Genomic DNA, 19125 nt, shown 5'->3' on the forward strand with positions numbered 1-19125 from the left:
TGTTAATGGGTAGCTGGTTAAACGGAGCGGTCTTATGAGCCGCTTTATTTTGTCTCTGGACCAAGGGACGACCAGTTCGCGGGCGATCGTGTTCGATGAAGCGGCTGCGAGCCTGGGTCAGGGCCAGTATGCGATCCCCCAGCATTTTCCGAACCCGGGTTGGGTTGAGCATGATCCGGAGCAAATCTGGGAGATGCAGCTGCGCGCGGGTAGGGACGCCGTCGCAAAGGCGGGCATTCAGGCATCGCAAATCGCGGCGATCGGAATCACCAATCAGCGGGAGACCGCGCTGGTATGGGACCGGCAGACCGGTCGGCCGGTGCACCCGGCGATTGTCTGGCAGGACCGGAGGACATCCGGGATGTGCGAGGAGCTGAAGCGGAAGGGGCTGGAGCGGGAAATATCGGCCAAGACCGGGCTGGTCTGCGATGCCTACTTCTCCGCGACCAAGATCGCCTGGATACTCGATCATGTGGAAGGCGCCAGAGCGAGAGCCGAGGCGGGCGAGCTGCTTGCCGGCACGATAGACACCTGGCTGATCTGGAAGCTGACCGGCGGCGCTGTTCACGCAACGGATGTTACAAACGCTTCGCGGACGATGCTGTATGATCTCCACCAGATGAAATGGGACCAGGTCCTGATGGCCGAATTGAACATTCCCGGCTGCATACTCCCCGAGGTGCGGATGTCCGGCGGGTCCTTTGGCACAGCGCTTGAGGAATGGTTCGGAGCACCTATTCCGATTATGTCCGTGCTCGGAGACCAGCAGGCGGCCCTGTTCGGCCATACCTGCCTGGATGCGGGAAGCGCGAAGAACACCTATGGAACCGGCTGCTTTATCCTGATGAATACGGGAACCGAAGCGGTCGCATCCGGTCATGGTCTGCTGACGACCGTCGCCTGGGGGATGGGCGCTGATCTGTATTATGCGCTTGAAGGCAGTGTATTCGCCGCCGGCGCGGCGGTGCAGTGGCTGGAGGAGGGGCTGGGTCTGATCGGCAGTCCCGCAGAGTCGGAGAGTATGGCGCGAGGTGTTGAGGACACGGGGGGCGTTGTGGTAGTTCCCGCCTTTACCGGACTTGGAGCACCATACTGGGATATGTACGCAAGGGGGGCAATCTTCGGGCTGACACGGGGTACGACAGCTGCGCATCTGGTGCGGGCAACGCTGGAGTCGCTCGCTTTTCAGTCACGCGATGTGATCGGGGCAATGGAGAAGGATGCGGGCATGCCGCTCTCGGATCTGAGGGTCGATGGCGGCGCAGTCCGGAATGACCTGCTGATGCAGTTTCAGGCGGATATCCTGGGCAGAGAGGTGACCCGTACAACCCATGCCGAGACGACGGCGCTGGGAGCCGCTCTTCTGGCGGGGCTCGCAGCAGGCATCTGGTCGCGGGAGGAACTGAGGGGCTTCAATCCGGCGGAGCGGACCTTTGACCCTCAGATGGCGGAGGATGAGCGGGAAGCCCGCTACGCCGTCTGGCAGGACGCAGTCCACCGGACGATGGGCTGGGAGAAGCATGAGCGTTCGAACGGGTCGTAGCGGCTGTTGCGATCACAACGGGATAAGTCGGTTGACCTGTTGTCGGGGAATGAGAATCCGTCTCTGCAACTTGTTGGAACTGCCGCGCAGTATGTAAGTCTGGACACGACAGCGATTGGAACAAAGGTCCGTTCGCGGAGCGTCCACTTAGCGATTGCATGAACTCCTTGCTGGACAAAAGACAGCTGCCCCAAGCAGCCATTTCATGGCCAAGGGGCAGCTGTCTTTTTAGACCTGTCAGAAGTATGGAATCATCTCAGAACTTGAATACGTGAATAGCTTTATGCAGCCGGATGACGGCTCCGGTCATGACCTCAGTCTGCTCGGCTACGCTCGCTATTGCATGGATCTGTTCGTTCATTGAAGCCGCCACCTGCTGCGTTCCCGCAGCCGATTGCTGGGTGATTGCCGAGATGTTCTGAATCGCACCTGAAATTTGCTGTGAGCTATCCAGCATTTGATCGCTTTCGGCCGAGAACACGGAAATTTGCTCCGTTATATAACGCACGCTATTTACGATTTCGGAGAAGATATCGCCTGCTTCGACGATTTTTTCATTCTGGATATGTACGATCTCTTCGTTGATGGCCGTATTGTCTACCGCCTGGGCGATGTCTGCATCGATTGCCCGCACCAGCTTGAACACCTCTTTGGCTGCCGCCGCCGATTCCTCGGCCAGTTTGCGGACCTCTTCGGCGACCACCGCGAAGCCCCGCCCGTGTTCGCCAGCTCTTGCCGCTTCAATAGAAGCGTTCAGGGAGAGGAGGTTCGTCTGCTCCGCAATTTCGGAGATGGTGGCTGTTATGTTCGTGATGCCCCGTGCGCTTTGAGTCAGGGCTTCGATCGATTGGGTGACCTTCCGGGTGGCTTCCACATTACGGCGCATGCCTTCAGCCTGTATGTCGATGGACTGGCGGCCCTTATCCACCAAATCCAGCGTCTGATTGGAGCGAAGATGCATTTCTTTGCTTGCATGCGTGTAATTGGCGACCTTTGATTCAATTTCTTTAACCGAATCCATCATGCCCGCAATATCGGAAGAAATTTCGCTGGCGCCAAGCGCCAGATCATTTGCAGAGCTCGCTACCTGGGACATGACGATTTTGAGCTCGTGGTTCTTGTCTTCAATGCCGCGGCTGGCGTCGGTCACATGGCGGGTTATCTGGGATACCTCCCCGAGGATGCCGCGCAGCTTGTCAATCATACTGTTAAATGTACGGCTCAGGTCTCCTGCGGAGCCCGATTCGTCCGCCTTGACGGTGAAGTCTCCCTTGGAGACAGTGTGCGTGACATTCGCGATGTCGTCAAAGGTTGATGTAAGCGTTCTCTCGATTGCGCGCGAAAGCGGGTACGTCAATCCAAGAAGAAGAACGATGACGAGAAAGCCCCATAGAAATTTCCCCACAATCGCAAAAACAATCAATACCGGTACTGCGAACAGCGCAGCGATCAGGAAGCAGCTTGCAACAATACGTTGGCGGAGCGGAAGCTTGATCAACCATGCCATGTAAAGTCCCCCTCTTATGTATGTATGCGTTATCATTTCCAGTATAGGACTAAAGTCTTCCCTCGTCTATACTAAAATGTGATCAATCTTTTTCGGTTGCGAGATTGCCTGGCGAGAAGAAGGAAGGAGAAAAAAGGAAGATGAACTAAATCACTCCAAGCTGTCTTCGGAGTATAAAGCAGCGATACTGCGGGCTGTTGCGGCAATTTGCCTTGCCAACTCGGACGGAGCTGTGGCGATCAAGTCGGTTCCGTAAGAGAGCGCAATTTTGATAGCTGATCCAAGGGTCTGAAATTCGGCGGCAACGGCAATCCACTCGGGATCGACGGAGGGGCAGGCGTTCAGTACTTTGACGTACCGCTCGTTCCGCAGACCGTGGAGAGCAGATTCCCGCACTTGAAGCTCGGCTTCGTAGCGGGGAAGCGCCGCCTTGAAGTCCCGGACGGACTGCTCCCAATAAGCCTCCAGATCAAAATCAGCCGCACGCTGGAACACTTCCTCGGTCAACTCGGCGTTGATCATCCGCGATATGCGGTACGTGCGAATGTCACCCTCACAGGAAGCGGCGGCATACCAGACACCTCTCTTGGCGACAAGACCGAGAGGCTCAATAATCCGTTCCTTCACATCTCCATTTCGTCCGTATTGCATACGAATTCTGCGGTTCTCCTGAACGGCTTGCCGGATTAGAGGCAGATAGGGTACAGATTCATGGGAAGGGTCCCACGAATAACCGTCGATGTGAATATGATCTCCCTGTTGATCCGCTTGTTCGCCGGTGGCGGGACGTGCAGCGGCTTCCAGCTTGCGGGCGGCTGCATCGTAGTCATCCAGTATACCTAGATCGGCAAGAAGTGCTGCATCGGCTCCAAGCAGCAGGGCGGTCAGTTCACTCGGTTTCATGCCCGTAAGTCTTGTTCGGTAGCCCTGGGTCAATTTCCAGCCCCCGGAGCGTCCTCTCTCGGCATACACCGGGATTCCCGCGGCCGACAGGGCTTCCAAATCCCGGTGTACCGTACGCTCCGAGATTTCAAGCAGATGCGACAGCTCGCGAGTGGTAAGCTTACCCCGGTTCTGAAGAAGGAGCAGCATGGTCAGCAATCGTGAAGCGCTCATCTATGATCAACACTCCTTGGTCATTCAGTCTTTGTCGAGTCTGGATTCATTATATAATAAATATATGACAATAGATGGCATGATTTTAGGCTAATCTTGAGATATTACGAATAAGGGAGGCTATATCCATGAAATCATTACAGGGAAAAATAGCGCTCGTAACAGGAGCCAGCCGGGGAGCAGGCAAGGGGATTGCGCTTGAGCTGGCGGAGTCGGGGGCCTTTGTATACGTAACCGGCAGGAGCGTGAAAGGAAACACTACCGGAGGCCGACCGGGTGATATCGATACTACGGTTTCTGAAATTCGCAATGCAGGTGGAGCGGCGGAGGCTGTACCATGCGATCACAGGCAGCCCGAGGACACGGAGCGGCTTATCAGCCGAATCGCTTCAGAGAAGGGGAGACTGGATATTCTGGTCAACAACGTATGGGGCGGGAATGAACTGAGTATCGATGAGCGTCCGTTCTGGGAGCAGCCTATGGAGCATTGGGATACCATGTTCAATGGCGGCGTTCGCGCCCAGCTTCTGACCAATGTGTTCGCGGTTCCGCTTATGAGGGACAATCCGGGGAGCCTCATTGTGCATACAACGTTCTGGGACAGGAACCGGCACATTACTAATTTCTATTACGATCTGGCCAAGAACGCGCTGGTCCGCATGGCGCAAAGCTTGGCCAAGGAGCTTGCCTCCGACCGGATCGCAGTCATTCCGCTCTCTCCGGGCTGGATGCGGACGGAGCTTGTACTGCAGGCGTTCGGAACGGATGAGGAGCACTGGAGACAAGTGGAGGCTCTCAGGGACACGGAATCTCCCCGCTATATCGGGCGTGCCGTCTGCGCCCTTGCGGGCGATCCCAATGTCATGGAGCGTTCAGGCAAGCCTCAGCAGGTTGGGCGGCTGGCGCTGGAATACGGGTTTACCGATATCGACGGCAGGCTGGTTCCTGAATTCACAGTAGAGGAATAGAGACAAGAGAGAGTGAAAAAAGATAAAGTCCCGCTGCCATAAGCAGCGGGACTTGTAGTCGTGAAGGGCTGGGAAGAAGGATTGCTTCTTCTCAGCCTTTTCAGAATATTACTGAGATTGGTTAAAGGCTACTAATCCAGTACCACTTCGGTGGCGGTGTTGATTTCCGGAAGAGCGGCAAGCTTCACCAGCACCTCGGAAGGCACCTTCTTGTCAACGGTCAGCAGCATGATGGCTTCGCCGCCGACATCGATACGTCCGACCTGCATGGAAGCGATATTCACATCGCTCTGGCCGAGCAGGCTGCCGACGTTGCCGATGATGCCCGGCTTGTCATTATGGGAGATCAGAATTTGATGTCCTTCTGGCGAGATATCCACCGGGAACTTGCCGAGCTGAACAATGCGCTCGCCATAGCCCTGAAGCAGCGTACCTGCGACTACACGCTCTTCGCCGCCATCCGCGATCAGCTTCACGGAGATCAGGTTGGTGAAGCCCTTCGTCTTGGAAGCCTTGGTTACTACAACGTTAACTTCACTCGTCTTGGCCAGGTGCATGGAGTTGATGATGTTCACATCTCCCCCGAAGTGACGGGAGAGCACACCCTTCACGATGTACCGGTTAAGAGGCTGAGTGTCGACATCAGCCAGGTCGCCTGCGAACTCCACGACGATTTCCTTAATGGCGCCGTTCGTAATTTGGGCGGCGAAGCTGCCCAGCTTCTCGCCGAGTGTGAAGTACGGCTGCAGCTTGTTCATAACGCTTGCAGCCACCGGAGGAATGTTGACGGCATTGATAAACGGTTCGTTCCGCAGGATGTGCAGCACCTGCTCGGACACGTCAATTGCCACGTTCTCCTGGGCTTCAACCGTCGAAGCGCCAAGATGCGGAGTCACGATAATTTTCGGATTGGACAGGAACGGATGGTCGGCTTGCGGCGGTTCCTTCTCAAATACGTCAAATGCGGCGCCTGCCACGATGCCGGAGTCGATAGCTTCCACCAGAGCCATTTCGTCGATTACGCCGCCGCGTGCACAGTTTACGATGCGCATGCCCTTCTTCATGACCTCGAACTGTGGACGGGAGATCATATGCTTCGTCTGCGGAGTCAGAGGCGTATGCACAGTAATGAAGTCGGCGTTTCTTACTACATCATCCACAGTTGCGATTTTCACTTCGAGCTTCTCTGCGCGGTCTTCCGTCAGGAACGGATCATAGGCCAGAATGTTCATGCCGAACGCTTTGGCGCGTTTGGCGACTTCGCTTCCGATCCGGCCCATTCCGAGAACGCCGAGGGTTTTGCCGCGAAGCTCAACGCCGAGGAACGATTTCTTGTCCCATACGCCCGTGATGGTCTTCGCGTAGGCTTGCGGAATATGGCGGGCAAGAGCCATCATCATGGCGAATGCATGTTCACAAGTAGTAATCGTGTTGCCGTCCGGGGCATTGATGACGACAATGCCGCGCTTGGTTGCGGCCTCGAGGTTAATGTTGTCAACGCCGACGCCTGCGCGGCCGATGACTTTCAAGTTGGTTCCGGCTTCGATGATTTTGGGAGTGACGGTGGTCTGGGAACGGACAAGGAGACCATCGTATTCGCCGATGATGGCGACGAGCTCGTCCTCGCTGAGTCCTGTCTTCTTGTCAACCGTTACATCGCTTGCATCCGTCAGCTGCTGAATCCCGAGATCGCTAATCGGGTCCGATACCAAAATTTTGAACATGGTTTTCTTTTTCCTCCTTAGATGATGAAGCTTGATATTTAGGGGAGATACCATAAGGGATCTCCGGATTACCTAAAGTGCATTTCCTCCTGCCAGACAAGCGCTGACGCGGTGTCGCGGCAAAGAGGGGGCCTAAAGCTCTGCCGGAAAGAAGAGGGAATCATCCGCTGGTCAAAAACCAGACTTAACCAGCAAAAAACTCCCGACCGCATACTGCTTCCGCAGTAAGGGACGAGAGTTGTCGTGGTACCACCCTAATTCACTGCATCCTTCATGGATGCAGCCTCATATCCTATCCATCATGACAGGAACACTGGTAACGGAGTGAACCGATTGTGCCTACTGTAAGAGTTCAACACAATATCTCAGGAGCGCTAAAGACAGCTGTCCGCCACCGACTTGCACCACCCGCCGGCTCTCTGAAGGCTTCTAGTATCTTTGTTCCATCATCGCTTTTGCTTGATTAATTTTTCATAATGTAACATGGCCGTGCTAGATGTGTCAATAGGATTTTGCGGTCACATTATGGTATGATGCTTGTTGCCGGTTCAATCGTAAAAGAATGGAATCTGCGGCAGCGTCTCCTTGGAGTAATATTGCAGCCGCCACTTTGAGAATTCCTGCTCGGACAGCGCGCCGGTCGATACCAGCAGCGTAATCGCACCCTGCACATTATTCAGGTTAAGCGAATCCGTGCTTCCCGAATTGATCAGGTTGTCAATTTTGGCCGTAACATCCTGCGGGTCATAATCCGCGAATATCCCGCGGTTCAGTAATATCTGCGCGATATTGGCGTTCTTGAGCAGAAGGGGCATCTTCTTCCATTCGGAAAAAGAAATGACCTTCGGATTCCCGATTGCGGAAGGAATCGAGGAACTGTTGCCGGAGCCCCAGCTCAGCATGGCAGAGTAATAATTATTTTGTCCAGTAAGGCCGTATTTCACCGCTCCCTGGGCAAGCTCTCCCGTTCTCAGCTCTTTGGCGGTCGCGGCGGAGTCCGCAGCGGCTGCTTGGTCAGCGGCTTCGGAGAAGAGCCGAAGGCTCTTGAGGATGTTGAGCTGTCCCTGCTCCAGAAGCGGCGAATTGCTGAATAACGCCGTCTCCGTCACCTTGGAGCTGGCCTCGTCCGCAAGCGTTCGGAGGCTTCTCAGCGTCTGTGAGGGACTGGCCGTTCCGGATGCCAGCCGATCAACCTTATCGTTCCATTCCCGCTTGAATTCCCGATAAGGGGAAAATACGCTATGATAGAATGTGACAAGATCCGACTCCTGATAAGAAGCGTTGGGATCTTGGGCAAGACTGTTCGGGTATTTCTTGGCGTATTGCGCTTCGGCTTTATCGGCTCCGATCTTCACGCCCAGAAAGAACACGGCGAATGCCGCGATCAGGCAGAACAGAAATCCCATAGTGTACAGCATTGATTTGCGTGAGGTACTGCGTTTCATAAAGCGTCGGCTCCTTTGACGGGCAATTTCGTGCTAACGGCTTGCGCAGGAATTATTCATCATATAGAACAGGCAGGTAATTATGAAAAAATTCAAATTTAGCGACATCAAGGTCAAAAAAGCGACCCCTGATCAGCTGACCGACCGGCTGCTGCTCCTTAATCTCTACCTTACGCAAGGCATTACTCTTATTATCGGATTGGTCTGGATATTATTTCAGAAAAGAAACCCGTTTTATTTGTTAAAATTTCCTGACAGTTTGCACTTTTTAGCCTGGGGCCTAGGACTTGCGGTCATTATGCTGATTGTGGACTTTGTGTTAACCTATATTGTCCCCGATGAGGCGATGGACGACGGAGGCATCAATGAGCTGCTGTTTCGCAACCGGCCTGTCTGGCATATCGCATTGATCGCCTTGCTGGTGGCGGTGTGCGAGGAACTGTTGTTTCGGGGAGCGATCCAATATGCACTGGGTCCATATTGGACCAGTATCTTATTCGCCGTTATCCATGTCCGCTATCTGAGGCATTGGATTCCGACCGGCTGGGTGTTCGCCAGCAGCTACGGATTGGGGATGATTTATGTATGGTCCGGCACCCTGTGGGCGCCGATACTGTGTCATTTCGTCATCGACCTGATATCAGGACTGGTGATTCGTTATAGGAGGGAGTCATGAGCGAGGAGCTTAGCCGGGTCAAATCCCGACAGAAAAAAAGAACCCGGGAGCGGTCTACCGGCGGGCGGAAGACTGCGGCTGACGCAAAGACAGAAACGAAAAAAGATGCGTCGGCGTCAAGTCTGTCCCGCACACGCAAACAAAAATCCCCGGCGAAGGCGAAGGCTGCGCCGGCTGGACGGCGCACAGCTCCCGCTGCTGCGCGCGGAGGGAGACGGGCCGCACGGCCCAAGACGGGCGAAGAGGAGGAGCAGTCAGCGCCCTCACGTTCAGCTACATACAGATCTGAACGGGTGCGGCTGGCCAAAATGTTCGTGAACACGCTGAACGTGCTGTTTTTCGTTCTGCTTGCTTTTCTAGTGTGGTGGGGCATCGTGGGCGCGCCCCCGCTGCGAACGCTATGGTAACCGTCTGGCCTTATGTGGCGGCTGCAGGAGCGGGGATGGGAGTTTTTGCGGCTGGCATGGTGGTATCGGCATACGGCCGCCGGATTGTCGAGACGGAAATCATGCTGGAGAAGCTGCCCGCAGCGCTGGACGGTTTCCGCATATTGCTGGTGACGGATATCCACAGAAGGCGGCTTCCCAAGCGCCTTCCTTCCTGTCTTGGCAGAGGAGTCAACCTTGTGCTGCTGGGCGGTGACATGACGGAGAAGAATGCACCGCTGCACAGGCTGGAATCGAATCTGGATCTGCTGGCCCCTGTCGCGCCTGTCTATGCCGTTCACGGCAACCATGATTACAAAGCCGAGATTGCCAAAGTGGATGAGATCCTCCATGGCCATGGAGTCCGGCTGCTGCTGGACGAGAATGTGCCGCTGGACTCAGGGCAGGAGAAATTCTGGCTGACCGGCGTCGATTATCCGAGATCCGGCGGCAAGATCGCCTATGCGCCGCTTCCGGATCTGCCCGTTGGCAGTGAAGGGGCGTTCCGGATCATTCTGGTCCATGACCCGATGTGGCTGATGCAGAGAAGCAGTGTACCTTCGGATCTGGTGCTGGCGGGGCATACACACGGCGGGCAGGTTCTTCTGCCTGTAATCGGCCGCAGACATGTTGAAACCTTCTATCATACATATTCGGCTGGTTTTTATGATTGGCCTAGAAGCGACGGGACCGGAGGAACGGCCACGGTGTTCATCAGCCGCGGCTACGGAACGGCCCATCTGCCGCTGCGCTTCCGAAGCCCTGCTGAAATCAACGTGCTGACGCTGCGCCGCCCTTCAATACGTTCGTAACTTGTTATAAAGAGTTAAGGCCCTGCTAGCCGGTGTTGCCGGTGCAGGGCCTTTATAGTCGCTAGCTCTTATTTCATCTCGCTTTGAGCTCGATGCTTCGCGGATCGACAAAGCCGTAGCCTTTGCCCTCCAGGGTAGTCAATAGCTGATCTAGAGCTTCCGTTGTCCAGGGAAGCTCATGCATGAGAATATTGCTTCCGGAATGAAGCTGATCCGTGACGTTCTTGATGATCTTGCCTGTCTTGCCGGCCTCTTTCTCGGACATCGTCCAGTCAAGCGAACCGTTGGACCATGTCATGTAGAGCATTCCGTTCTCAGCCGCAACTTTCTTGCCGACATCGCCGCCGGCTCCGTGTGGAGGTCTGAAGAATACGGGCGTCTCGCCTGTTACTTCCTTGACGATCTTTTGCACATCTTCAATTTGTTTCTTAACCTCTGCATAGGATTTATCCTTAAGCACGATATGGTCCCAGCTGTGGTTGCCGATAATCCCGCCCCGCTGCTGAATGAGCTTCAGAAGCTCGGGATGCTCCTTGACCCGGTATCCGTTGACGAAGAATATCGCTTGGGCATGATGTTTGTCCAGTGTGTCGAAGATGGAGTTGATCATCTTGGCATCTTTTGGCCCGTCATCGAATGTCAGCAGTACGATTTTTTTATTTACGCTATCATCGTTCGGCTTGATATCATAGTTTTTGTTCATATGATACTGAAGCGCTACCGCTTCTCCCGTATCGTTGGATGGGGCGGATGACGCAGAGGCAGAGGCTGTGTCTTCCGGCCCGGAAGACGGCTGAACGGAAGCCGATGGCGAAGGGGACGCTAATGCATCCTGCCCTGCTGCCGCAGCGCTCGGCGCCGGCGACGGAGATGCGACTCCAGGGGATGCCGCAGCTGCCGTAGATTGGGGGCTTGATGATGCCCCGGTGCCGCTGCCGGGAGTAACGGCGGCGTTGTTTCCGCTGCTGCAAGAGGCCAGCAGGAAGGCTGCCGCAAGCAGAACTGCTGTCTGTTTAACCACTTATTTCATCTCGCTTTCCTGTGTTTGGACTGTATGAGGCAGAACCGTTCCGCGAACACTAGTCATGATTTTATCATAGAAGGAGGTTGGAGATGTGAAGACTTCGTCATTTTTCCTTGGCGTGATGCTCGGAGCCGCCGCAAGCGTTGTGATGTCCCGTAAACGGAACATGTTTACTCCCCTGTTGAGCCGGTCCGGCGCCGCGGACAGAGCCAAGCACAAAATCATGGATATGGCCGCGACCGGCTTCGGAAACGGCTCCGGCAACCATGACCATGCCAAAACGGATAGCGCGGCATCAGGCAAATCGGACCATAAGGCCAAGGAGAGTTCCATAGGTGCCGATCTTGGAATGCTGAAGGAACTGATCCGCAGCAACCCGGATGTGAAGCACGATGTGGAGAAGATTCTCAGGGAAACTCATGCAGCCGTGCCGGGCTTGTAATCCCTAATCTGCGGGCAGAATCATTTTGGAGATTCCTCGTCGCCAAAATGATTCTTTTTTTAAACCCGTCCCCACATATTTACGTGCATTTATCTCGTCAAAATGGTAACATACATACATATAATCGACTAAGAAACTATTTTTGGCTCATTACTTGGGACTCATCATACACTATTCTTAAGCTGAGCTTTCAAAAGGAGGATCCTGTCATGAGAATAGAACGATTAAGTCAAGATAAGATACGGATTTTCCTCACTTTTGACGACCTGAGCGAACGGGGGATCCAGAAGGAAGATATGTGGCAGGAAGTCCCCAAGGTTCATGACCTCTTTACGGAAATGATGGACCAGGCTTACACAGAACTCGGATTTGACGCTACCGGTCCACTTGCCGTGGAAGTCTTCGCTCTGCCCGCGCAGGGCATGGTCGTCATCGTTACACGAGGCAAATACGATCACCATTACGGCGCTTCCGGAGACGAGGATCTGCCTGACGAGATATATGAGATGGAAGTAACACTGGAACAGGCTGACTCCATCGTATACGCCTTCCGTGATTTTGAGGTTGTGATTGAAGCGGCTCACGTGCTTGTGAACAGCATCACACCTTTGGGCAAGCTTTATTCCTATAACGATAAATGGTACCTTTATTTCGATCCGAAGGAATTTGAGGAACCGGCGTTGGCCTCGCTGGTGGCGGTGCTGGCCGAATTCGGTGAGTCGTCGCCGGTGACGGAAGCCGTTCTCGACGAATATGGCAAGACCGTTATGGCGGAGAATGCCGTACAGCAGATTTGCTCGTTCTTTAAGCGTCAGGAATAATGGAAGGAATGACGGTGTGACATCGTTCTTTCCGGGTCATTGGCAATGAGCCGGCCATGCCTGTCACTCAGGATATGAGCCGGCCTTTTGCTTTTATAATTTTCGAAGGAGTGAGTGTTCGGTGCTTTGGTTATCGGTGGTTTCGTCGGCAGTGGCACCGGGACTTGCTCTGCTGGTCTATTTTTATTTGAAGGACAAGTATGACGCGGAGCCCCTTCACTTAGTGCTGAAGGTGTTTCTGCTAGGTCTGTTGATCGTTATTCCGGTTATGATTATTCAGAGAGGGCTGACCCTTGGGCTTCACCCGGGTCCTTATATGGAATCCTTTCTCGTTTCGGCGGGAGTGGAAGAGTTCCTGAAGTGGTTCGTGCTCTATCATCTGATCTTCAATCATACCGAGTTTGACGAGCCTTATGACGGCATTTTGTACGCGGTGGCAATCTCTCTCGGGTTCGCAACGATTGAGAACGTAATGTATGCCTGGTACAGCCATGCATCAATCGGCTCGATGTTCCTCCGGGCGCTGCTGCCGGTATCCGGTCACGCCATGTTTGGCGTTGTGATGGGATACCATCTGGGCAGAGCGAAGTTCTCGAAAGGGAAGCGCAGAGGTATGATTTTGGCCGTATCGCTCATTCTGCCCTGGATCTGGCATGGTATTTACGATTTCATCCTCAATACGATGGCGAGCTATTGGATCTGGTTCATCGTGCCTTTGATGGCTTTCCTCTGGTATGGAGGTATGATCAAGGTTGCCAAAGCCAACAGCCTGTCGCCTTTCCGTCTCTTGAAGCGGGAGGAAGAGGTTAATATGTAGTGCGGATGGACACACTGTAACCGGGAAGAATTTCCACAGGAAAATTCGCTCGGAAGCGGGGTGTCTTTTGCATTGCGTGTCAAAGTGAGAATTATTTGCAGACGGTGCGGAGAAAGCTATGTACTGCGGGGCATCAAGAATCATGGCGTCATCCAGACCGGATTCAAGCAATGTCTGTGCAGCTGCACCGAAGATTTTCTCATCGAAGAGCAGGCGTAGCAAGTGTCTGCTCTTTTTTTGCGTATCCGTGTTGGAATATTACCTTTCACCGCAATTCCTACAGTGCATAAGACTTCCTTTCTTTAGTCACACTAAGGGCAACAAGCGATTGGAAGGGAGTCCTTACGTCTATGTACAAAAGATTGAGTGCCGTTATGTTCCCCGTCACTGCCATTCTCCTGCTGGGCGCTCTTGTGTGGGGGTACCAGGAGAACAAGGAGAAAAATTCGGTTCTGATCAAAGCCGAGAACCAGTACCAGCGCTCCTTTCATGATCTGTCCTACCATGTGGACAAGCTGCACGGTGAGCTGGGCAATATGCTGGCCGTCGGATCAACCTCGGACGGCATGCACCGCAAGTGCCTGACCAATGTGTGGCGGATGACCAGTGAAGCCCAGAATGAGATCAACCAGCTTCCGCTCACGCTGCTGCCGTTCAGCAAGACCGAGGAGTTTCTGTCGAAGATCTCCAACTTCTCTTACAAAACTTCGCTCCGTGATCTCAAATCCCAGCCGCTGACCGATGGAGAGATCAAGAACCTGAAGGCATTGTATAAGAACTCCGGTGAAATCTCGAATGATCTTCAGGGTGTTCGCAACAAGGTCATCACGAATCGTCTGCGCTGGATGGATGTGGAGAGCGCCCTGGCCACTGAGAAGAAAGCGGAAGACAACACGATTATCGACGGCTTCAAGACTGTGGATAAACGTGTCAGCGCGTATCCCGAGATCGATTTCGGACCATCGGTCGCAAGCGTGTACAACAAGCGCTCGGTGAAAAAGCTGGACGCGCCGTCCGTTTCCGCCGAAGAAGTGCGCAAGAAGGCGCTTCAGTTCGCGGATGCCGGAACAGGGGCCAAGGTCCAGGTTACCGAGAACGGAAAAGGCACGGAATGGGCTTCCTATACCGCCAAAGTGACCGGTTCGAAAGAAACGGTAAGCATGGACTTTACGGTCCGCGGCGGACAGCTGATCTCGTATCATTCCAGCCGTGAGGTAGGAGCGGCCAGGGTCTCGATGGATCAGGCTGCCGGCAAGGCCGCGGAGTTTCTGGCGCGCAAGGGCTACTCGGCCATGACCCCCGTAAGCGCCGACCGTTACGATAACATGGGCAGCTTCACCTTTGTCTCCAAACAGGACGGCGTGCTGATCTATCCGGAAAAAATCACGGTGCGCTCAGGGCTGGACACCGGAGAAGTTATAGGCTTTCAGGCCAGCGACTATGTCAATGAACATCAGACCACCCGCAAGCTGAGCAAGCCTACTCTTTCTCTCGCTCAGGCCCGGAAGAAGCTTAATTCCGATTTCAAGGAGCAGTACGAGCGGCTGGCACTGATCGAGAATGACGAGGGGAAAGAGGTGCTCACTTACGAATTTGGCGGAAAAATCAATGGCTCCCGCTACCGGATTTACCTCAACGCGAACAGCGGAGTGGAAGAATCGATCGAAGAGCTCCGCAGTTCGACAGCGGGATTGAGTCAGAAATAGAAGCTCTGTTCAAAGATCAGTGTTGAGTATGCAAGAGACGGCAGCCTCCATTACGGGTACTGCCGTCTCTTTGTGTCTCCGCATTAGACGGACTTCTAAAAACTGATGCTTGAAGCAGCTATAGATGCCTGGATACCATCCTTGCGATCTTTGCACCTCCGAATTCGAATATCACTGCTCGTTATGGAATGGCCCGTAAATATGAAAAGGTCTGTTTTTTTCTCACCCATGCATCCTCGAGCCATGGTATAATCTGCTATAGAATATTTCAATATGGCGGTGACAGGCTTGTATCCCAAAATCAACGATCATCTATACATACGGATTGCGTCGAGTGACGCTTCCGAAGAAGAAATCGAATACCGGTCCCGAATCGCCGAGATGGAAGAGGAATCGTTCCTGATTGAAATCCCGATGGGGGAGAACACCGGCAGGCTCAAGAAGCTGCATATCGGTGATGAGCTGTCGGTCTATTTCTTGACGGGCGAAGGCGTTAAGAATTATTTTTATACCCATGTATTGGGCTTTAAGGAAGATGTGATCCGCATGGTTCGCATCCGGAAGCCCGACGAAGACTCCATCGTCAAAATCCAGAGACGAAGCTTCCTGCGCGTGAGCGGAGAGCTGGAGCTTGCATGCAAGACTCAGGACGGCAAGCGCTTCTTGGTCCGGACCGAGGACGTGAGCGGCGGCGGTCTGTCGTTCTGGACGGACGGCAACTATAAGCTGAACGTGGGAGACCACCTGCAATGCTGGCTGCTTATCCCTTACCGCAGCGGTGCTGGCGAGCATGCAGGTTTCGGTGCCGAGATCGTTCGCATGAAGGAGCTTGAGAACGGCCGGGATCTGGTCATGGTGAAGTTCAACAACATCTCCGACGGCGAGCGGCAGAAAATTATCCGCTACTGCTTCGAGCGGCAGTTCGATTTCCGCAACAGATAGGCATTTCCTCGGAGTTTATCGCGATTTTTCGGCAAATACTTCCCTGTTTTTTCGAAATACGCGCTTTTTTACCCGTTTCTCGACGGTTATTCAAATCTATGCGATTTTGCACTGCCGTACAAACTGTGGTATAATTTTATAAGTCGCAGGCAATGCCTGCTTTTTTCTTGGAGGTATCGGTTGCTTTATCGCTGTCGGTACATTCACGAAAAAAACAGCGGCCAAGCGCGTTCTTGGCTTTATTTTGAGGAGGAATGCCCCTTTGGCTAGGCAGGGGACACATACTTTAGACAGAATTAATGTCGCCATCGACGGACCTGCCGGGGCAGGCAAGAGCACAGTAGCCCGGATGGTAGCACAGCAGCTTTCCTACATTTATGTCGACACGGGAGCCATGTATCGGGCTGTAACATGGTATATGCTCCGCGAAGGCATCAAGCCGGAAGATCACGATAACGTGCTTCAAACCGTACGCAATATGGTGATTGAATTATTACCCGGCAAGGATACGCAGAGTGTGCTGATCAACGGGGAAGATGCAACTCCTCACATCCGCAGCCTCCAAGTGAGCGGCATGGTATCCCAGTACGCCAAAGTGGAGTGCATCCGCACGAGACTAAGCTATCTGCAACGCGAAATGGCGCTTGCCAAAGGCGTTGTGATGGACGGCCGCGACATCGGCACGACCGTGCTGCCAGACGCCGAAGTGAAGATTTTCATGACGGCCAGTGTGGAGGAACGGGCGCTCCGCCGCTACAAAGAGCTGAAGGACAAGGAACAGGTGAGTCTTGAGCAGCTTGAGAAAGATATCGCCCAGCGCGATTTTCTCGATTCGAACCGGGAAATTTCGCCTCTGCGGCGCGCCGAGGACAGCATTTTGCTGGATACGACGTCCATGGATATACTTCAGGTTGTGGAGGCCATTGTGTCCCACTGCAGATCTTATGCTAGCGGGGAGAGAAATCATTTATGATTTATGTCATTTGCCGAGGTTTGCTACGCTTGATTTACGCCATTTTGTTTCCGCTTAAGATTGTCGGAAGGGAGAACGTTCCTGACGAAGGCGGGGTGCTGCTATGCGGCAACCATACGAGCAATCTGGACCCGATGACGATGGGAATTATGCTAAAGCGCAAGGTCAACTACATGGCCAAGGCGGAACTGTTCAAGGTTCCCGTTCTGGGCTGGCTGGTCCGGCAGCTTGGCGCTTTCCCGGTCAAACGCGGCGGCGTGAGCAAAGAATCCATTAAAACGGCACTCAACCTGCTCCGTGGAGGGCAGGTAATGGGTATATTCCCGGAAGGAACGAGAAACAACGACAGCGGCATTGCCAAGAAGGGCGCGGCAACCTTTGCGCTCCGCAGCGGTGCGGCGGTTGTTCCAGCTGCGATTATCGGCAGCTATAAGCCTTTTCGCCGGATGACCGTGGTGTATGGCGCTCCGATCGATCTGAGCGGGTTTGGCGGAGGCAGTGATTCGGCTGAAGCGGTGACCGACCTGATTATGGCCCGTATTCACGAGATGCTACAGACCGGCAAGCCCAGCGGCAAATAGCAGGGATTTCGGTATGAAGCTTCGGCTGAAGCCGGAAGACGGCATAGCCGTTATTTTTTGGAACATAATAGGTAGGTATGCAATCAAAGCGGGGCCTGTCTTCATGAAGTGCGTTTTGAACCCTGCTAAAGGCGCGGGTTTAAATAAATGGGGTTTTGAATCGAGGAGGGTAATCACATGTCTGAAGAAATAAGAAATCAGGAAGCTGCGGAATCCGCAGAAGCAACGGAGAAGGTTGATGCCGCTGCTGAAAATCAAGAGGAATTGGCCACCCAAGACGAACTGGAGCAGATCATTTCCATCAAAAAAGGCGACACCGTGAAAGGAACGATCGTCAAAATCGAAGATAACCAAGCTTATGTAAGCATTGGATATAAATATGACGGCGTTATTCCGATTCGCGAGCTTTCTTCCGTCCAGCTCGACAATGCCGCTGCGGCTGTCGAAGTGGGTCAAGAAGTAGAATGCAAGGTTGTCAGCATCAACGACAACAAGGAAAGCCTGATTCTGTCCAAACGTGCGGTGGACAGCGAGAAATCCTGGGATGATCTTGAGAAATACTACAACTCCCAAGAAGCGTTCGAAGTTACCGTTGCCGACGTTGTCAAAGGCGGTCTGGTAGCTGACGTGGGCGCCCGCGGATTTATCCCGGCTTCCATGGTAGAACGTCACTTCGTTGAAGATTTCAGCGATTACAAGGGACGTACGCTTCGCGTTAAAGTAAAAGAGCTGGACCGTGAGAACGGTAAAGTGATCCTGTCCGCGAAGGAAGTTCTGGAAGAGGAATTCGAAGCCAATAAGCAGAGAATTATGTCCGAGCTCTCCGAAGGACAGATCATCGAAGGTACTGTACAGCGTCTGACCCAATTCGGCGCATTCGTCGATGTGGGCGGAGTAGACGGACTGGTTCACGTGTCCGAAATCGCCTGGACGCATGTTGATAAGCCTTCCGACGTAATCTCCGAAGGAGACAAAGTACGCGTGAAGGTGTTGAAGGTTGATCCGGAGAAAGGCAAAATCAGCCTGAGCATCAAAGCTGCTGCACCTGGTCCTTGGGACACGGCTTCCGACAAAATCCATATCGGCGACATCGTAACCGGCGAAGTGAAGCGCCTTGTCAACTTCGGCGCATTCGTCGAGCTGCTGCCGGGCGTGGAAGGCCTTGTGCATATCTCGCAAATTTCCCACAAGCACATCGGCACTCCGCATGAAGTACTTAAAGAAGGCCAGGAAGTTCAGGTTAAGGTTCTCGACTTCAATCCGTCCGAGAAGCGCGTAAGCTTGAGCATCAAGGAAACAGAAGAAGCTCCGGTTCAGGCTCCGAAGCCTGAGCGCAGCAGAGAACGTGCGCCTAAGGAAGTGCTTGACAATCCAAACGTATCGCTTAGCAATCAGGGTCTCAGCTTCACGCTGGCCGAGCGCTTTGGCGACAAGCTGGATAAATTCAAGGAAAAATAAAAGCCTGATATGATGATCGGCTTATGATGGGCCGCATAACGGGTATACTGAACGGCGAACCCTTAAAACCAAGGGTTCGCCGTTTTCATGTTAGGTTGTTCGCCAAAGATAAGCTTTTTTGCTATGATGAGAGACGAAAGGCAGA

The 19125-nt window shown here is 53.6% G+C and carries 19 protein-coding genes and 1 other annotated feature; of the genes, 14 read left to right on the forward strand and 5 right to left on the reverse strand.

Annotation, left to right across the window (positions count from 1 at the left end; all coding sequences use genetic code 11):
• The first annotated feature begins 34 nt into the window (after positions 1 to 34).
• A complete protein-coding gene (gene glpK, locus KIH86_RS04510) occupies positions 35 to 1543 on the forward strand; it encodes a glycerol kinase GlpK (protein WP_223086490.1) in 1509 nt (502 codons plus the stop codon).
• 256 nt (positions 1544 to 1799) lie between these two features.
• Here the strand turns inward: glpK and KIH86_RS04515 are convergent, their stop codons facing one another.
• Complete coding sequence (locus KIH86_RS04515) at positions 1800 to 3050, reverse strand: methyl-accepting chemotaxis protein (protein ID WP_223086493.1); 1251 nt, start codon at positions 3048 to 3050, stop codon at positions 1800 to 1802.
• Positions 3051 to 3200: 150 nt separating this feature from the next.
• Entirely contained in the window at positions 3201 to 4166 is a 966-nt protein-coding gene (locus KIH86_RS04520) for a helix-turn-helix transcriptional regulator (RefSeq protein WP_223086496.1), read from the reverse strand.
• 128 nt (positions 4167 to 4294) lie between these two features.
• On the opposite strand from KIH86_RS04520, the gene KIH86_RS04525 reads away from it, so the two are divergent.
• Positions 4295 to 5134 (forward strand): SDR family oxidoreductase, encoded by an 840-nt coding sequence (locus tag KIH86_RS04525; protein WP_223086498.1) that lies wholly within the window; start codon positions 4295 to 4297, stop codon positions 5132 to 5134.
• A 131-nt stretch (positions 5135 to 5265) separates the two neighbouring features.
• On the opposite strand, the gene serA is transcribed toward KIH86_RS04525, so the two are convergent.
• Both serA and KIH86_RS04535 read right to left on the reverse strand, forming a co-directional pair.
• Positions 5266 to 6858: a phosphoglycerate dehydrogenase gene (gene serA, locus KIH86_RS04530; protein WP_223086500.1), complete on the reverse strand. Its 1593-nt coding sequence runs from the start codon at positions 6856 to 6858 to the stop codon at positions 5266 to 5268.
• Between the two features lie 224 nt (positions 6859 to 7082).
• Positions 7083 to 7317, reverse strand: a binding site (T-box leader).
• An 89-nt stretch (positions 7318 to 7406) separates the two neighbouring features.
• Positions 7407 to 8303: a hypothetical protein gene (locus tag KIH86_RS04535; RefSeq protein ID WP_223086502.1), complete on the reverse strand. Its 897-nt coding sequence runs from the start codon at positions 8301 to 8303 to the stop codon at positions 7407 to 7409.
• Between the two features lie 82 nt (positions 8304 to 8385).
• Here KIH86_RS04535 and KIH86_RS04540 point away from each other — a divergent pair, with 82 nt between their 5' ends.
• The 3 genes from KIH86_RS04540 to KIH86_RS04550 are packed head-to-tail and all read left to right on the forward strand — an operon-like array spanning position 8386 to position 10216.
• Positions 8386 to 8979: a CPBP family intramembrane glutamic endopeptidase gene (locus tag KIH86_RS04540; RefSeq protein WP_223086505.1), complete on the forward strand. Its 594-nt coding sequence runs from the start codon at positions 8386 to 8388 to the stop codon at positions 8977 to 8979.
• Positions 8976 to 9386 (forward strand): hypothetical protein, encoded by a 411-nt coding sequence (locus KIH86_RS04545; protein WP_223086508.1) that lies wholly within the window; start codon positions 8976 to 8978, stop codon positions 9384 to 9386. Before KIH86_RS04540 ends, KIH86_RS04545 begins: the two co-directional genes overlap by 4 nt.
• Before the next feature lie 35 nt (positions 9387 to 9421).
• The gene (locus KIH86_RS04550) at positions 9422 to 10216 is read left to right on the forward strand and encodes a metallophosphoesterase (protein WP_223086511.1); all 795 of its coding nucleotides are present in this window, start codon (positions 9422 to 9424) and stop codon (positions 10214 to 10216) included.
• A 73-nt stretch (positions 10217 to 10289) separates the two neighbouring features.
• On the opposite strand, the gene KIH86_RS04555 is transcribed toward KIH86_RS04550, so the two are convergent.
• Entirely contained in the window at positions 10290 to 11237 is a 948-nt protein-coding gene (locus KIH86_RS04555; protein ID WP_235775255.1) for a polysaccharide deacetylase family protein, read from the reverse strand.
• A 94-nt stretch (positions 11238 to 11331) separates the two neighbouring features.
• Between KIH86_RS04555 and KIH86_RS04560 the strand changes: the two genes are divergently transcribed.
• The 9 genes from KIH86_RS04560 (at position 11332) to rpsA (ending at position 18980) form a co-directional block, all read left to right on the forward strand.
• Entirely contained in the window at positions 11332 to 11682 is a 351-nt protein-coding gene (locus tag KIH86_RS04560) for a hypothetical protein (protein ID WP_223086515.1), read from the forward strand.
• A 209-nt stretch (positions 11683 to 11891) separates the two neighbouring features.
• The gene (locus KIH86_RS04565; protein WP_223086517.1) at positions 11892 to 12503 is read left to right on the forward strand and encodes a genetic competence negative regulator; all 612 of its coding nucleotides are present in this window, start codon (positions 11892 to 11894) and stop codon (positions 12501 to 12503) included.
• A gap of 121 nt (positions 12504 to 12624) precedes the next feature.
• Positions 12625 to 13320: a glutamic-type intramembrane protease PrsW gene (gene prsW, locus KIH86_RS04570; protein WP_223086519.1), complete on the forward strand. Its 696-nt coding sequence runs from the start codon at positions 12625 to 12627 to the stop codon at positions 13318 to 13320.
• Positions 13321 to 13392: 72 nt separating this feature from the next.
• Positions 13393 to 13539 carry a hypothetical protein gene (locus KIH86_RS04575; RefSeq protein ID WP_223086522.1) on the forward strand — a complete coding sequence of 49 codons (147 nt, stop codon included), beginning with the start codon at positions 13393 to 13395 and terminating at the stop codon, positions 13537 to 13539.
• Positions 13540 to 13670: 131 nt separating this feature from the next.
• On the forward strand, positions 13671 to 15026 hold the full coding sequence (ypeB, locus tag KIH86_RS04580) for a germination protein YpeB (RefSeq protein WP_223086524.1): 1356 nt from the start codon (positions 13671 to 13673) through the stop codon (positions 15024 to 15026).
• A gap of 288 nt (positions 15027 to 15314) precedes the next feature.
• Entirely contained in the window at positions 15315 to 15968 is a 654-nt protein-coding gene (locus KIH86_RS04585; RefSeq protein WP_223087682.1) for a flagellar brake protein, read from the forward strand.
• Positions 15969 to 16230: 262 nt separating this feature from the next.
• Complete coding sequence (cmk, locus tag KIH86_RS04590) at positions 16231 to 16941, forward strand: (d)CMP kinase (protein WP_223086527.1); 711 nt, start codon at positions 16231 to 16233, stop codon at positions 16939 to 16941.
• Positions 16938 to 17522, forward strand: a complete 585-nt coding sequence (locus KIH86_RS04595) for a lysophospholipid acyltransferase family protein (RefSeq protein WP_223086529.1) — start codon at positions 16938 to 16940, stop codon at positions 17520 to 17522. Before cmk ends, KIH86_RS04595 begins: the two co-directional genes overlap by 4 nt.
• A gap of 177 nt (positions 17523 to 17699) precedes the next feature.
• Entirely contained in the window at positions 17700 to 18980 is a 1281-nt protein-coding gene (gene rpsA / locus KIH86_RS04600; protein ID WP_223086532.1) for a 30S ribosomal protein S1, read from the forward strand.
• Positions 18981 to 19125: the final 145 nt, after the last annotated feature.

Source organism: Paenibacillus sinensis (assembly GCF_019904155.1).
Classification (GTDB): Bacteria; Bacillota; Bacilli; order Paenibacillales; family Paenibacillaceae; genus Paenibacillus_AQ; species Paenibacillus_AQ sinensis.